This window comes from Pantoea sp. 1B4, assembly GCF_016925765.1.
Taxonomy (GTDB): domain Bacteria; phylum Pseudomonadota; class Gammaproteobacteria; order Enterobacterales; family Enterobacteriaceae; genus Pantoea; species Pantoea agglomerans.
Genome location: NZ_JAEUWZ010000005.1, coordinates 288557 through 303196 on the forward strand (window position 1 = coordinate 288557; position 14640 = coordinate 303196).

12 protein-coding genes and 4 pseudogenes are annotated in these 14640 nt (G+C 50.5%); 6 read left to right on the forward strand and 10 right to left on the reverse strand.

Annotated elements, in window-relative coordinates; genetic code table 11:
- Positions 1–98: 98 nt before the first annotated feature.
- Positions 99–623 (reverse strand): VOC family protein, encoded by a 525-nt coding sequence (locus JNO11_RS22945; RefSeq protein ID WP_111534335.1) that lies wholly within the window; start codon positions 621–623, stop codon positions 99–101.
- Between the two features lie 43 nt (positions 624–666).
- The gene (locus JNO11_RS22950) at positions 667–1233 is read right to left on the reverse strand and encodes an NAD(P)H-dependent oxidoreductase (RefSeq protein ID WP_325177989.1); all 567 of its coding nucleotides are present in this window, start codon (positions 1231–1233) and stop codon (positions 667–669) included.
- A gap of 127 nt (positions 1234–1360) precedes the next feature.
- Between JNO11_RS22950 and JNO11_RS22955 the strand changes: the two genes are divergently transcribed.
- Positions 1361–2290 carry a LysR family transcriptional regulator gene (locus tag JNO11_RS22955; RefSeq protein ID WP_163794266.1) on the forward strand — a complete coding sequence of 310 codons (930 nt, stop codon included), beginning with the start codon at positions 1361–1363 and terminating at the stop codon, positions 2288–2290.
- A 172-nt stretch (positions 2291–2462) separates the two neighbouring features.
- On the forward strand, positions 2463–3650 hold the full coding sequence (locus tag JNO11_RS22960) for an MFS transporter (protein WP_325177990.1): 1188 nt from the start codon (positions 2463–2465) through the stop codon (positions 3648–3650).
- A gap of 116 nt (positions 3651–3766) precedes the next feature.
- On the opposite strand, the gene JNO11_RS22965 is transcribed toward JNO11_RS22960, so the two are convergent.
- From JNO11_RS22965 to JNO11_RS22980, 4 genes and pseudogenes are all read right to left on the reverse strand, one after another.
- Complete coding sequence (locus tag JNO11_RS22965) at positions 3767–4243, reverse strand: glutathione peroxidase (protein ID WP_050679441.1); 477 nt, start codon at positions 4241–4243, stop codon at positions 3767–3769.
- Positions 4244–4404: 161 nt separating this feature from the next.
- Positions 4405–5429: pseudogene (locus JNO11_RS22970) on the reverse strand (NADP-dependent oxidoreductase).
- Between the two features lie 202 nt (positions 5430–5631).
- Entirely contained in the window at positions 5632–6414 is a 783-nt protein-coding gene (locus JNO11_RS22975; protein WP_325177991.1) for an SDR family oxidoreductase, read from the reverse strand.
- A 75-nt stretch (positions 6415–6489) separates the two neighbouring features.
- Positions 6490–7578, reverse strand: a complete 1089-nt coding sequence (locus JNO11_RS22980; protein WP_325177992.1) for an alkene reductase — start codon at positions 7576–7578, stop codon at positions 6490–6492.
- A gap of 127 nt (positions 7579–7705) precedes the next feature.
- Between JNO11_RS22980 and JNO11_RS22985 the strand changes: the two genes are divergently transcribed.
- Complete coding sequence (locus JNO11_RS22985; RefSeq protein ID WP_010670684.1) at positions 7706–8254, forward strand: TetR/AcrR family transcriptional regulator; 549 nt, start codon at positions 7706–7708, stop codon at positions 8252–8254.
- A gap of 180 nt (positions 8255–8434) precedes the next feature.
- On the opposite strand, the pseudogene JNO11_RS22990 reads toward JNO11_RS22985, so the two are convergent.
- Positions 8435–9236 (reverse strand): annotated as a pseudogene (locus JNO11_RS22990) (SDR family oxidoreductase).
- A 243-nt stretch (positions 9237–9479) separates the two neighbouring features.
- Between JNO11_RS22990 and JNO11_RS23000 the strand changes: the two are divergent.
- Positions 9480–9605, forward strand: coding sequence for a hypothetical protein (locus JNO11_RS23000; RefSeq protein ID WP_325177995.1), 126 nt, complete (start codon positions 9480–9482; stop codon positions 9603–9605).
- 65 nt (positions 9606–9670) lie between these two features.
- On the opposite strand, the pseudogene JNO11_RS23005 reads toward JNO11_RS23000, so the two are convergent.
- Positions 9671–10298, reverse strand: a pseudogene (locus tag JNO11_RS23005) (LysE family translocator).
- Positions 10299–10771: 473 nt separating this feature from the next.
- On the opposite strand from JNO11_RS23005, the gene JNO11_RS23010 reads away from it, so the two are divergent.
- Positions 10772–11245 carry an Lrp/AsnC family transcriptional regulator gene (locus tag JNO11_RS23010; protein ID WP_033768618.1) on the forward strand — a complete coding sequence of 158 codons (474 nt, stop codon included), beginning with the start codon at positions 10772–10774 and terminating at the stop codon, positions 11243–11245.
- Between the two features lie 492 nt (positions 11246–11737).
- On the opposite strand, the gene JNO11_RS23015 is transcribed toward JNO11_RS23010, so the two are convergent.
- Positions 11738–12712: a nitrilase family protein gene (locus JNO11_RS23015; protein ID WP_325177996.1), complete on the reverse strand. Its 975-nt coding sequence runs from the start codon at positions 12710–12712 to the stop codon at positions 11738–11740.
- Between the two features lie 100 nt (positions 12713–12812).
- Between JNO11_RS23015 and JNO11_RS23020 the strand changes: the two are divergent.
- Positions 12813–13689, forward strand: a pseudogene (locus tag JNO11_RS23020) (LysR family transcriptional regulator).
- Positions 13690–13842: 153 nt separating this feature from the next.
- On the opposite strand, the gene JNO11_RS23025 reads toward JNO11_RS23020, so the two are convergent.
- Positions 13843–14313, reverse strand: coding sequence for a DUF1203 domain-containing protein (locus JNO11_RS23025; protein ID WP_325177997.1), 471 nt, complete (start codon positions 14311–14313; stop codon positions 13843–13845).
- Positions 14314–14640 lie beyond the last annotated feature (327 nt).

A 14640-nucleotide genomic window follows, 5' to 3' on the forward strand; every position in this document is an offset into this window, starting at 1 on the left:
GGTATGAGTCGGAGATTATTCGTGGGCAAGTCAGCTATGAGCGAGGAGCGGACGTTTAGTATTTACGGGTACGCCTGCGCTGGCGCACCCGGTTACACTCAGGGCTTCCAGCGGCGCAGAGAGGTATGGTCTTCATACGGCAGCTTTGAAGGTAAAGAAATCAGTTCAATGACGCTACCCCACGGCGTGCGGCCGTAGCAGAAAAAGTTATTCTCTCCCACCTCAGTTGGAAACATCAGGGGCTGAGGAGAAGTAAACATTTTCCCGCCAGCCTGCTCGAACAGGCTGATAGCCTCGTTGATGTCATCAACGTAAACAGCAAAATGCTGCAGGCCATAATCACTGGGTCGCACGGGCTGACTTTGCTCTGGCCCCTTCATTTCAAAAAGTTCCAGTCCCGGGCCGTGCTTCAGCTTCATCATTCTGACCGTGGTAATTTTCGTTCCCGGGAACAGGTTCAGAATATTTTCCGTTTCTTCGCCTTTTACGTCGTCGTCTGAAGGCGAGACGGAGTCATAAATAACTTCTGCACCAAAGGCTTCAGAAAAGAAGCGGGTAGCCTCATCAATATCAGAAACGGTAATGCCGACGTGGTCCATACCGCGAATAACGTTGGTAGACATAGTTTTCTCCCTGTGGTTGTTCAGATGTGAGTGATGTTATTAATCAGCCCTGGCGGGCCGCCATTGTCGCGAGCGCACTAAGCTGAGCCGAAATATGGTCACGGGTGTCTGCATCCGTTATGCGGCCGGATTTCGGATCAAGCCGGGATGAGGCCTGTCCAATCATGACCTCTGGCTTGTTAAGCACTCTGCCGTCGAGAAAGACCAGAATCTGGCGCAGGTGATACTGCGCCCTTGCGCCACCTATGGCACCGGGTGACGCAGTGATTATGGCGACGGGCTTACCGGCGACAGGGGTATCCGGAAGACGTGAAAGCCAGTCCAGCGCATTTTTCAGGGCGCCCGGCACAGAATAGTTATATTCAGGTGTGATAATAATCAGGCCGTCTGCTGCCGCTATCGCTTGTCCCATTTCCACAATCGATTCAGGAAACCCCTGAGCCTGCAGGTCAGCGTCGTAATGTGGTATTTCCCCGACAGAGCTGAGCGCGCTGACATCCACGCCTGCCGGCGCCAGCAGGCTAAGATTGCGAGCTACGACGGCGTTATAAGATTCCGCGCGAAGACTGCCCAGCAGTGAGACAAATTTCAAAGGTCTTGTCTGTGACATGACTGTTCCCCGTGTTTTTAAGATGGATACGCCGACAGGTGCCGGCACTTTGTTTTCGAACTGACTTAAGCCTGGTATAGAATTACACATCGATAAACACGCTATGAGTCGCCAGAGAGTCAACTTTATGTCTACCGGGTTTACAGCGGAATCCTTGCGAGGAATCACTACTTTTGTCACAACGGCCAGGTCCAGCAGCTTTACTGAAGCTGCGGAGCAATTGGGCATTACAAAATCTGCCGTCGGAAAAAGCGTGGCGCGGCTTGAGGAGAGGCTGGGAACGCGGCTGTTTCACCGCTCAACCCGTAAGCTAAGCCTGACCAGTGACGGAGAGGCCTATCTCACCAGTTGCCTCTCTGCGCTGGAAATTCTGGACTCGGCTGAAAATACGCTCAGCCGGCGGCAGGACAATCCTGCCGGAACGGTGCGTATAGACATGCCAGCATCATTCGGACGCAATCTGATGATGCCGGTGCTGCTTGAAGTGATGAATCGTTATCCAGCCCTGCGTCTGGTGTTGACCTTTAACGATCGTCTGATTGATCCGGTTGAGGAGGGCGTTGACCTGGTACTGCGCCTGGGCGAACTGCAGAGTACCGATGAGCTGATTGCGCGTCGTCTGAGCCGGCAGCGCCTCATGCTCTGCGCATCTCCCGCTTATGTTGAGCGGCATGGTCAGCCCTTTGATGTCGATGCGCTAAAAAAACACTGCTGCATTATGGGGTACCGGCGGGGGGCACCGCTTGCCTGGCGGCTGCGGCCAGCCGGGGAGCGGGAAATAAAGTTTATCTCGGCCTCGGCACACCAGATAAGCGACGGAGACGCCATGCTTCAGGCCTGCCTCGCAGGAGCAGGTATTGCCCAGTTTCCGGAATCGATGGTGAACAGCCATATTGATGAGGGCAGGCTTGTTGCTGTTATGCCCGATCATATGCCCGTACCCGTCGGGCTGAACGTTGTCTGGCCCCGGACAAGGCATCTGATCCCCAAAGTCAGGCTTATTGTCGATGAACTGCTGAGTAAGGCCGAAAAAGGATACTTTGGCACTCTTAAGTAGAATTTTTGTCACCTCTCAGGCGATTTCAGGGCTGTTTATCAACTCTAAGCAAGCTTATATCCTGTCTGTCCTGCTGCCATCACCGTGTCATGTGCCGGTTCTCTAAACGAAAGCCGGCACGTGTTATGCGCAGCTCAGACAAAAAAATAGGTTAACTGACAGGATATTTGTTATGCCACTTGCTCTCTGGGCGCTGGCGATTGGTGCATTCGGTATCGGTACGACTGAATTCATCATTGCCGGCCTGCTTCCCGTTATTGCCGCTGATTTCAACGTTACTATTCCCGTGGCCGGAAATCTGGCAACGGCTTATGCGCTGGGTGTTTTTGTCGGCGCGCCGGCCCTGATTATTCTGGGCTCAAAAGTGCCCCGAAAAGCCATGCTGGTTTTCCTGATGCTGCTGTTTGTGGCGGGTAACCTCGTTACGGCCTTTGCGCCCACGCTGGGAATTGCCATTCTGGGCAGGATCATCACGTCTCTGACTCACGGCGCCTTCTTTGGTATTGGTTCGATCATTGCTGCCGATATGGTTGCGCCGTCTAAGCGGGTAAGGGCGATTGCATTCATGTTCATGGGACTGACCGTAGCAAATCTTATTGGTGTTCCCGTCGGTACCTGGATCGGGCAGCATCTTTCCTGGCGAGATGCTTTTATGGTTATTGCCGCAATTGGAGTTGTTACGGTTATCAGCGTCGGTATGCTTATCCCGCATCAGCCCCGTCCGGAGAACCATAATTTCGCACACGAGTTTAATGCCTTCCGCAACGTCAATGTTCTGCTGGCGATGGGCATAACGGTCTTTGGGCCGGGTGCATTTTTTACCTCCATTACCTATATCGCACCCATGATGATCGGGCTGGCTGGATACAGCGAAAGCAGCCTGGCATGGCTGATGCTGCTGTTCGGTCTGGGGCTATTTGTCGGTAATCAGCTGGGCGGCAGATATGCCGATCGCGCGCTTATGCCGATGCTTTACGTCACCCTGGCCGCTCAGGCCGTAGTCCTGCTGGTATTTAACTTTACAGCCCACAGCCAGGTCATGTCAGCGGTATGTATTTTTCTGATGGCTGCGTTTGGGTTTGCGACCGTGTCCCCCATCCAGAAACTGGTGATGGACAAAGCGCGGGCGGCAGGGGCTCCGACGCTGGCTGCAGCCGTTAACATAGGCCTCTTCAATCTCGGTAATGCCCTGGGTGCATGGCTGGGAGGGGCAGTTATAGCGGCCGGCTTTGGTCTTCAGTCGCCTGACTGGGCAGGCGCGATACTCTCGATTATAGCGCTGATTCTGGCGGTTATATCCGGACTGACTGACAAAACCGGGCATAGCGCTGCTATGCGTTCTGCTTCTCACAGTGAGTAACGTCCGCTTCTGGCCCTGAACAGACGTCGATGAGTAACAGGCGCTGCCAGATGGGGCGGGAAGAAACAGTTTACTGGTAATCCCGTCATTGACAGTGAGATGGTAAAACACCTCACTTAAAGAGCAGCAAGAATGGCGGATTCCATTTTCTCCGGGGTGGTGGTCGGGGCAAAGCGTTTGATCGGTTTTCCGTCGCGCCCGATCAGGAACTTAGTGAAGTTCCACTTAATACGACCACCCAGCACGCCGGGTAATTCATCTTTCAGGTAACGGAAAATCGGGTGCGTTGAGGTGCCATTGACCTCAACTTTCCCGAACATCGGAAAACTCACACCATAGTTGATGTGGCATGTCTGCGCGATTTCTTCGGCACCGCCGGGTTCCTGCTTTCCGAACTGGTTGCAGGGAAAACCCAGCACCACCAGGCCCTGCGCGGCGTACTTTTTATAGAGCAATTCAAGACCTGTGTACTGTGGCGTGAATCCACAATGGCTGGCGGTATTAACCACCAGAACCACCTTGTCAGCGTAGTCGGCCATCGGGATAAGCTGGTCATTCAGACTGGTGGCAGTGAGTTGATAAAAGGGAGACATGTCGCAATCCTCAGAGCAAAAACCGTGTGACGTTAACATTACCACAGAGTGCATAACGACAGCGGGGTCTGGGAAGCAGATGCTTAGTTAGCAGGTCAGGCATCCTGGCTTCAGGTGCTACCGCCTGAGTTAATGACTATTTCCCACGTCAGATCTGGTTGTTATTCCTGATGAATTTCAACCACGACTTTACCCTTTGCATGTCCCTGTTCAAGGTAAGCCAGGGCATCTTTTGTATCTGCAAATGGGAACACCCTGTCGATTACCGGTTTGATATGTCCTGCTTCAATAAGTTTGCCGATTTGGGTGAGTTGATCGCCATCAGGACGCACAAAGAGAAATGAATAATCCAGACCGCGCTTTTTTGAAAGGCGCATAATTTTGCGACTCATCAGGGCAAAAATCATCCGCAGCAAGATATTCAGCTGCCGGGCTCGCGCGAAATTAACGTCTAATGGACCGACCAGAGAAACAATCTTTCCACCAGGTTTAAGAATCTGCATGGATTTTTCAATGGAATCCCCCCCGCAGCGTGCCGAGTACGAGATCGTAGCCACTCAGCACGGTTTCAAATTCCTGCTTTTTATAGTCGACCACTTCTTCTGCGCCCAGCCGACTCACCCACTCTACGTTGGCTGAACTGGTCGTCGTCGCTACCCTGGCGCCAAGATGTTTCGCCAGCTGAATCGCAATAGTGCCAATTCCTCCCGAACCTGCCGGAATAAACACTTTTTGTCCTGCCCGCAGATGTGCTCTCTCTGTAAACGCCTGCCAGGCGGTGAGGCTAACCATCGGCAACGAAGCAGCCTCAATGAAATCCAGATTTTCAGGCTTAATAGCCGCGAGACGTTCAGGAACGCATGCAAAATCGGCGAGTGAACCTGTTCCCCTGTCGAAAATGCAGGCGAAGACTTCATCGCCCGGCTTGAAACGTGTCACCCGACTTCCTGTTGCAATCACCACGCCTGACAAATCACTGCCCAGCGTCGCCGGAAGTTTAAAATGCAGAATCGGTTTGAAAATTCCGCCGGGGATCATGTTATCAATGGGATTCAGACCAACGGCATAGACTTTTACCAGGATTTCATCGGCACCGGGGGGAAGGGTAATCTACATTTTCAAATCCCAGCTCAGGTGACTTCCCGTAGCGTTTAAACGTAAAGGCTCGCATCGTCCTGGTTTTCATTTGGTGTTTATCCTCTGATGTTTAGCACTGACGTACTTTCAGGTGCCTCTGTTGCTGAGCAAAAAAGCGGCTCCGGGGAGCAACGTAATAAATAATGGAATAAGGTTTTGCCGGTTAATATGCTCATGCCGCCATTAAGACATTCATGGTCGATTTACCGCTCAGCAGAACCCTGTAAAAGGTTCTGCTGAGCAGGGCTTAGCTAAAGGGTTTTGTATCGCTCTGCGGCCTCTTCTTGTCTGATGTCCGAGAGCAGGCCCTGACGGGAGGCATCAAGAACATCCCAGCGATCAGCTTTATGTAATGGCGGAATCGTCACGTGCTCGCGGCGGTCAAAACCCGTCAGAGCGGCGTCAACCAGTTCGCCCACTTCCATCATTTTTGAGGCGTTACTGATGTCGATACCGGCACGATCCCAGATTTCGGTGTACGTACCTGCAGGGAGCACCGCCTGGATATAAATGCCTTTTGAAGAGAGCTCAACGTTCATTCCCTGAGAGAGGAAAAGAACAAAGGCTTTTGTTGCGCCGTAAACCGTCATTGCAAATTCCGGGGCGAGTCCGACTACGGAACTGATATTGACGATCGAACCTTCTCCGGCTTCTGCGAACCGGTGTGCTGCAGCAGTGGCCAGTCTCGTCAGGGCAGTGACGTTAAGCGCGATAAGGCGTTCAATGGAATCAGGCGTCTGCTCGGTAAACGTGCCGGATTGAGCGATACCTGCGTTATTGATAAGAGTGCCTATCCGCGTGTCTTCCCGGAGGCGTGCTTCAACAGCAGCTAAATCACTCGCCAGCGTGAGGTCGGCAGGCAGCACATCGACGGAAATATGATTTTCCTGTCGCAGCCGTTCAGCAAGCGCCTCTAATTTCAATTTGTCGCGAGCAACCAGAACAAGGTCATGTCCACGACGTGCAAAGCGCTCAGCGTAAACAGCACCAATACCCGTTGATGCGCCTGTAATGAGGACTGAAGTACGAGTCATAATTTTATCTTCTTCATTTGTTTGATAAAAATCGCTGTTAGCGATGCAGGGTTAACCGTGATACCTGAAGAGTGATTAACTGTTACCGCTAAGCGATGGATAGTCGGTGTAGCCCTCCGCACCTCCGCCATACAGTGTTTCAGGATTAAGCGGGGCCAGAGGTGCTCCCGACTTAAGTCTTTCGACAAAATCGGGGTTAGAAATGAAGGGGCGACCGAATGCGAACAAATCGGCTTTGTCCTGTGCAAGATGGTCAGACGCCAGCGCCAGGTCATAGCCATTGTTACCGATGTAAGTGTTTTTAAAGCGGCGACGCAGCGAAGTGTAATCGAACGGTGAGACATCACGGGGACCTCCCGTCGCGCCTTCAACAACATGCAGATAAACGATACCTGAAGCATCAAGTTGCTCTGCCAGGTAGTCATATTGTGGCTGCGGATCGCTGCATGAAATCGCATTAGCAGGTGAGACCGGTGAGATGCGAACGCCCGTCCGCGCTGCGCCGATCTCATCTTTCACGGCCTCCACGACCTCTAATAGCAGACGCGCACGATTCTCAACTGAACCGCCATATTCATCGGTGCGCTGATTGGCACCATCTTTCAGGAACTGCTCAAGCAGATAGCCATTCGCACCGTGTATCTCTACGCCATCAAAACCTGCGGTAATGGCATTGGCTGATGCCTTTCTGAAATCGGCAACAATGCCTTTTATTTCCTTCAGCTCAAGCGCTCTGGGTTCTGAAACATCAACAAAATGGTTGTTCACGAAGGTTTTGGTTTCAGCACGGATAGCTGACGGCGCGCCTGGTGCGGCACCCTCTGGCTGTAAATCGACATGTGAAATTCGACCTGTGTGCCACAACTGCACAAATATCCGTCCGCCTTTGGCATGGACTGCGTCTGTGACTTTACGCCAGCCCTCAATCTGGGCCTGTGTGTAGATCCCCGGCGTATCCTGATAGCCCTGCGCCTCTGCTGAAATCTGGGTGGCCTCGGTAATCAGTAACCCTGCTGTGGCACGCTGAGCGTAGTAAGTCGCTGCCAGTTCACCTGGCACCAGGCCTGCGCCTGCCCGGTTACGTGTCAGCGGAGCCATCACGATGCGATTCGCAAGCGTGACAGATCCCAGTTCATAGGGCTGAAATAAGGATTGATTCGTCATGGTTATTCCTTTGCGGATTAGCGGGTCAGTAAACTGATTTAATGATGATGATCGTAATCATTAAAGTCAACTGGTTTGATTATGATCATCATCAATGTATACTTAAGCTCAGTTTCAGGAGGAAAAGATGAAAGTGTCAAAAGAGCAGGTTCGCGAAAACAGGAACCGAATCGTTGAAACGGCGTCAGAACTTTTTCGTGAGCGGGGTTACGATGGGGTAGGCGTCGCTGAACTGATGTCAGCCGCAGGGTTAACGCATGGCGGGTTCTATAAGCACTTTGGGTCGAAAGCCGATTTGTTAGCCGAAGCGATGAACTGCGGCTTCGCGCAATCGGCGGAAAAAACTCAGGGTGTGAGTCGGGAAAAGTTCGTTGAATATTACCTTTCCCGCCAGCATCGCGATGATATGGCAAAGGGGTGTGTCATGTCGGCCCTGGGCACCGATGCAGCGCGCCAGTCTGAATCCATCCGCGAGACCTTTGCGGCCGGAATTGAACGACAGCTTGCCGTTTTAGAAACGGAACAGGTCACGCGTGCGGATCTCATCAATACGCTCGCGCAGCTTGTGGGTGCCCTGATGCTTTCGCGTGCCTGCCCGGATAATTCCGGGCTTGCTGATGAAATTCTGGAGGTCTGCCGTACGCGTCTGATCAGCCCGGATGCCTGTAAAGATTGAATCGATGCTCTTGCCGTTCAACCTTACTAAAATCGTTGCGGCCTGGACTGAACGCACCAGCCCGCTGGAGTTTTATTATGAACGACGGGAATGCGTAATCCGGACTTCCCGTTCCGGATACCATTTCCATCAACGCGCTATCAATCAGTCGGCCACTCACCTGGAACAGGGACGCATCACTCAGCCGTTGTCGCGGAATCCGGGATAAAGGCTCATTCCACCATCGATAAAAAGCGTGGTGCCATGAACGTAATCAGAGAGATCACTGGCAAGCCAGACGACGGCATTCGCCACATCTTCAGCCGCACCGATACGTCCATAAGGAATGAGCTTTAACAGCGCTTTGCCCGCTTCACCCTGGGTGCTTTCCTCGTTGATGGCGGTAGCGATAGCGCCGGGTGCCACTGCATTGACACGAATACGTTCTTCACCCACTTCCTGAGCCAGCGTTTTCATCAGCAAGTCAACGCCGCCTTTTGATGCGGCATAGTTGACGTGTCCGGCCCAGGGAATGAGCTGGTGAACCGAACTCATATGAATAATCTTACCGACAGCTTTGCTGATATCCTGGCGATGCTCCTGCCGCTTGAACTGCCGCAGCGCAGCGCGCGCGCAGAGGAACTGGCCAGTCAGGTTCACGTCCAGAACGGTATTCCAGTCCTCTAGCGTCATCTCAATGGACGGGGCATCTTTCTGCAGTCCTGAGTTCGCCACCAGGATATCCAGCCTGCCAAATTCCCTGATCGTCTGGTCAAAAAAGATTCTCTACATCCGCCTCTTTAGACACGTCTCCTTTGACAGCAATTGCACGGCCTCCATCGGCGCGGATTTTCTCAGCCAGCTCCTCGGCCGGTTCCGCCTGGCTATGGTAGTTAATCACTACACAGGCCCCTTCTTTAGCGAGTGCTTCTGCGCAGGCATAGCCGAGACCCGAGCTGGCACCGGTAACCAGCGCAACCTGATTTTTGAGAGAAAAGATCATGAGGCATCCTTATTTCTGTAAATGATGAGCGTCTTAAATCCGGCCGGCATCATCAGGGGAGTGAATATCGATGTATGGCTGACACTACGACGTCCAGCCACCCCCAAACTGATTAATCGGCTAGCCGGATCGGGCGCATGGGCCTGAGTCACTGAATTATAGATGTGAAGTACAGGGTTAGCCGCTAATGCGCCCTGGGTGGATAGTCAGGAAACGTTGAAGCAGGAACATAAGCAGTAAAAAATGGGATATCTGAAAGGCAAAAAAAGCAGCTATCAGAAGATAGCTGCTTTTGACGCTCAGGCTTTTCTGGCTGGAATCACTTTTACTATTTATTGCTTATTGCCTGATAAACAGGCCAGAGCTTGATCATTTTCTATCAAGACCACGAGACCGGCCCCCTTTTCCTGAGGCAGAGGAGGTGGTAATGAACGCTAAAGAGTCTTTACCACCATTCCAGCCGCGGCCAGCATCATGATGGTACCGGCTGAACGGAAAAGGAGTCGTTGCGCTTTAGCGCTGGTCAGGAGATGGCGTATTCTGAGGGCTGCAAAAATAAAAACGGCTCCCACACTCAAAAGGACTAACACGGTAAGCGGAACCAGCAGTCCTCCCCACATCTGAAAAGATACATTATCGAGAGAGATAACCAGAGGCAGTATAGCCAGATAGAAAGCGATGGTTTTAGGGTTGCCCAGCGTTATGGTCAGTCCTGAAAACCAGGCTGATGCCAGTTCTCGTTTTGTCGCTTTTTGATCGATATTTATTGCCTGAGGCTGGTGGCACCAGAACTGCCATGCCAGCAGGCATAAAAAGAGTGAGGCAGCCCAGTTAATCAGCGTAAAGAGAGAGGTATAGGTATGAGCGATCACCGCCAGACCAAATACCGCCACAGATAAATAAATCAAATCTCCGAGAATGAGACCGGCCAGCATCGTAAAGCCTGTTATTGCGCCCCCCACTCACGCTGCGAGCGACTAATGCAGTCATCCCCGGACCCGGAATTGCAGCAGCTAAACCGAGTGCAGCAATATAAGATAGTATTTCAGTAGTTCCTGACATAGTTATTCCTGTTGAAATGCACTTCGGTAAAAGGGAACAGCGTTAGTTGTTCAAAAATGCCTGGTTCTGAACGATGGTTGTCATATAAAAATCTTAATTAAGGGTTAAAGATATGCATCCTTTTTATCAGTTGGTTTAACGTTGAAGGTGGATGTTCAATTATTGCATGGCGGATATTACTGCATTAATTTAACTACGCAGATGACAAGTTTAATTTTCATGTGCGCGCAGTGTTCTATCTGATCCTCTCTTCAGGAGATGATCGGCTCCCGGCATTCTTTAAATTAAATTGAATCATATGCATTAAATCAGGGTTCAGTTTTTCCTTATATTGTTTGTAATAACAGGCTGGAAAAGTAAAGATATTATGCAGGAGGAAAGCGGAAAATTGTTACCTATATTATTTACTTAATGCCTTTTTTTTAGGTAAAAGTAACTCTAAGCCGCCTCCATAACGAAAGGAATTTCCCCTTATGATGCTTAGCTCGACAGATATGAAAATTCTCGAAATTTTACAGGACGATGCCCGGGTAACTAACCAGGTGCTGGCGGAGAAGATAAACATTTCAGCATCTCCCTGCTGGCGCAAAGTTCGTAAGCTCGAGGAAGATAAAGTGATTCAGGGCTATCGTGCTGTTCTTGACCGCAAGAAAATTGGGCTGGGAGTAATGGTTTTCATTCGGGTCGTCATTGACAGCCATAGCGAAGCGGAGGCCAGGAAATTTGAAGAGGAAGTGACTGCCCTGGAGGATGTGGTTGCCTGTTATAGCATCGGTGGGGATGCTGACTTTCTGCTACAGGTTGTGGCTTCAGATCTGGACTCCTATGCTGATTTTGCAATGTCAGTGGTACGCAGATTGCCAGGAATTAAAGAAATGCAGAGTATGTTTGTGCTTAAAGAGATCAAACCACTCGTTAGTTATCCTATTAAGAAAATCTCTGAGTAGTCTATCGCTGCCGGGATGCCCAGTGACTGATTATCAATTTCGCATAGAGCGGATTTAATGATCAGGCACGCTACCTGCGTTATTCAGCGCACAAAACTGATATCCGGCATGATCTTACACAAGTTAAAAGCGGCATAGCGTTAGCAAGCTTGCTGACTCTCCTCATTTTTCTGCTCTAACAACACAAATATTTGTGATGACTTGATTGTTGATAACGACCAATAGTGCCTTGCAAAACGGAGCAGCCAGCAGCTTAAACTTTAATTCATAGCCTCTCTTCAGCCTCTGTCAGCTTAAAAAGAGACGCTTATTTACATGAAATTATGCCATCAATCTTCCCCCCAGCCATAAAGTCCATGCTTTACCGTGACGATAACCGTTGTACCGGGATTTGCCGGTGTAGTTTAAGCTTTAATGTCAGGGCGGGGTTTTCACGATGCCGCGCCCTGACAATCTTTCTTGCGACTGGATGATTTCAGTCGCCGAGCCTATTTAAGGCGTCTCATCAGAAAATCGGGCGCTAATCGCATCACGTTCGTAGCCCTGCGGTTGTGTCAGAATATGGTATAAATCAGGACGGCGACCATGGATCCAGCGACGTCCGGTACTCATTGCAAGCAGACTCAAATCAAGGTCAGCGCTCACCATAAAATCTTCCGCTGCCCAGGTTTCATTAATGATTCTTCCATAGGGATCCAGGATCATTGCATTACCGGTGCGCACCTCATCATCATCTGCACCTACGCCGTTACTGAAGAGAATAAATAATCCGTTGTCATGCGCACGAGCGGGCAGCCACCTCATCAGCCATTCCCGACCATTTGCCCCTTTGAATGCAGCAGTAATTTCTTCCCTTCGCGTTTCCCGTTCCGCCCAGAGCGTCAGCGGAATGGGTTTCATCGCATAAGGACTGCGGGAATCGGTACCGCCTGTCTGATGTGGCGCGAGAAGAATATCTGCACCCAGCAATGCCGTTGCACGCACATTTTCTACCAGATTATTGTCCCAGCAAATGAGGATACCTACTTTTACTCCCCAGGGCGTTTCAAAAACGGTAAAGCGGTCACCGCTGCTGATTGACGGATGTTCAAAAGCGTGGAGTTTGCGATGAGTGTGCATTGAGCCGTCCGGCATACAGGCAACATACGCATTATAGAGGCGGCCATCATCGGCTCTTTCGATAAGCCCGGCGCCAATCAGCATTTGATGTTTCATCGCCAGGGAACGAATCAACGTAAGGGAAGGACTCCCCTCGATCGGCTCGGCGAGAGCAGTAACCTCAGCCGAGGTGAGTTTGGGTACATGCCAGTAGCCGGTAATACACATTTCCGGGAATGTGAGGATTTTCACCTGCTCAATCGCTGCCTGTTCAATAAATTTCTCCATTATCAGCAGATTATAATTTTTGTTATTTGCCTCATGCTGAAATTGCACGGTGGCAGCTTTTAAGGATGTATGGTTGCTCATGGTACTTCTCCGGTAGTAATCGGAACTGAATTACATAACCATTGCTGATAACTGTATAATCAAAACATTTCCGGTTTCGATAACCTTTTGGAATGTAAAAATGAACATCCGCTTGCTTAAGGCCTTTTTGATGCTGGCTGAAAAAAGAAATTATGCCGACGCGGCACGGGCGTTGTTTATTTCGCAACCTGCATTGACCAAGCAGATTAATCTCCTTGAGTCCCTGGTGGAAACGTCACTGTTTACGCGGGGGGCGACATGGAGCCACACTCACGGGCGGTGGCAGGCGTCTGCTGCCAGAGGCTGAAAAAGTGGTCAGGCAATCCCGATTATTTATGCATCATGCAGAGCGGGTTTCAAAAGGGATTGAAGGGCATTTAGCCGTGGGGTTCGGTCTCTCAAGTTTTTATCTTGCACCACGCTATATGGCAGAATTTCGTCGGGAGTGTCCGGGGATAGAGATGTCATTGACGGATCTTCCTTCCTTCCAGCAGTACGAACTTTTGCAAAATGACGAGCTCCAGATCGGTTTTGTCAGAGTTCCGCCTCCTGTAGCGCTGGATTACCTGCCATTGTTTACCGATCGATTGGTTTTGATTGCGCCTGCAAGTTCACCGTCATTGCCTGCTGATGACTGGCTGAAGAAACGCCCTCTGTTGCGACTTCATGCCGGGCGAGGACGGGGTTTAAATGCGCAAATTGACCGCTTTCTTCATGACAACGCGCTTTTCATATCATCCACTCAATTGAGTGGTGATATACAAACTATTGTCGCGCTGGTCATCGCGGGCACGGGTGTTGCCCTTGTGCCATACAGTGTTATGCATATTGCACCGCCGGAGCTGGTTATTATTCCGTTAACATGTGAGTCAATAAGCTGGAAAGTTGGCATTGCCTGGAACGCGAACCACGAGGATATAATCCGTGATAATTTTATTGCCAGTATTAAAAAGGGCATCGCGCTTCATGACGTCTGACCCTCCAGAAACAGGCACTCCTTTTGCCATATTGGATAGGGCAGGATTACTGACATAATTCTTAGTACCCTCTTCAGAACAGGGTCATGATACGAAAGCGACCCTGGAGACGAATAATTTCCTGTTGCGGATAGGGCTTCTCAATACAAATCGTCATTCAAAACGTTCTGCACAGCAGGAATAGCACCCCCGTTTCGCATTATGTATCTGGATATAACTAATCTGCGGATCGGCAAAAAAATGGCCGATGAGCTTTTCAGCAAGTTTCCCCTCAGCTATATCCGCCTCTTTTAAAAAATGCTTTCCGTCATAGGCCCTTAATGACAGCGTTCTGCTTAACAGGACTTCAGGTAATTCATTGATGTAAATGCCTTGCCGGGTGCATCCCTCCCATATATAGATTGCATGAGTACCAAAATAGGGCGTGTCGGCAGGCTGATAGATGTGATTAATCAGGAGGGCGCTTTCTCCAGCGGGGATATCGCACAATGAGATTCTGTCGGGATAACCCGGATAGCACTCTACCGTTTGTCGTACTGCATGGTGTTTTCTCAGATATTCATCGCTCTGTCCAAAAAGATGAGCAAATTGCCCGGCGTTCAGGCCAGTAATTTGGTATTTCATAGCATCCCTCTCTTTTCACCGTAACACCGCGAATAATGACGTTATCGAATACTGTGAGGAGAAACTCGCCGTTATCGGTCAGGGAATTTATGATGTGACCGTCCGACAGTGGCAGGCGAGTGCTTCATCAGCTGCGAACTTCTCAGATGCTGGCTGATATCTTCACACAAGTGCTAAGGCCTCACATCCCGACGGCGGCGCTCAAATTACTCTGTTCCCTCTCACTCTTTCCCGTTCTCCTGTCGTCACTTCATTAAAAAGATCGCTGAACTCCACCCGGTAACGACATACTCGTCACATAAACTAAGGTTGACGAATACTTTTTTG

Excerpts from the sequence above, each read along its gene's own strand:
- JNO11_RS22975 (WP_325177991.1), bottom strand. The coding sequence starts at position 6,414 with ATGACTCGTACTTCAGTCCTCATTACAGGCGCATCAACGGGTATTGGT.
- JNO11_RS23010 (WP_033768618.1), top strand. The coding sequence starts at position 10,772 with ATGATGCTTAGCTCGACAGATATGAAAATTCTCGAAATTTTACAGGAC.
- JNO11_RS22945 (WP_111534335.1), bottom strand. The coding sequence starts at position 623 with ATGTCTACCAACGTTATTCGCGGTATGGACCACGTCGGCATTACCGTT.
- JNO11_RS22985 (WP_010670684.1), top strand. The coding sequence starts at position 7,706 with ATGAAAGTGTCAAAAGAGCAGGTTCGCGAAAACAGGAACCGAATCGTT.
- JNO11_RS22955 (WP_163794266.1), top strand. The coding sequence starts at position 1,361 with ATGTCTACCGGGTTTACAGCGGAATCCTTGCGAGGAATCACTACTTTT.
- JNO11_RS22965 (WP_050679441.1), bottom strand. The coding sequence starts at position 4,243 with ATGTCTCCCTTTTATCAACTCACTGCCACCAGTCTGAATGACCAGCTT.
- JNO11_RS22950 (WP_325177989.1), bottom strand. The coding sequence starts at position 1,233 with ATGTCACAGACAAGACCTTTGAAATTTGTCTCACTGCTGGGCAGTCTT.
- JNO11_RS23015 (WP_325177996.1), bottom strand. The coding sequence starts at position 12,712 with ATGAGCAACCATACATCCTTAAAAGCTGCCACCGTGCAATTTCAGCAT.
- JNO11_RS23000 (WP_325177995.1), top strand. The coding sequence starts at position 9,480 with ATGGGATATCTGAAAGGCAAAAAAAGCAGCTATCAGAAGATAGCTGCT.
- JNO11_RS22980 (WP_325177992.1), bottom strand. The coding sequence starts at position 7,578 with ATGACGAATCAATCCTTATTTCAGCCCTATGAACTGGGATCTGTCACG.
- JNO11_RS23025 (WP_325177997.1), bottom strand. The coding sequence starts at position 14,313 with ATGAAATACCAAATTACTGGCCTGAACGCCGGGCAATTTGCTCATCTT.
- JNO11_RS22960 (WP_325177990.1), top strand. The coding sequence starts at position 2,463 with ATGCCACTTGCTCTCTGGGCGCTGGCGATTGGTGCATTCGGTATCGGT.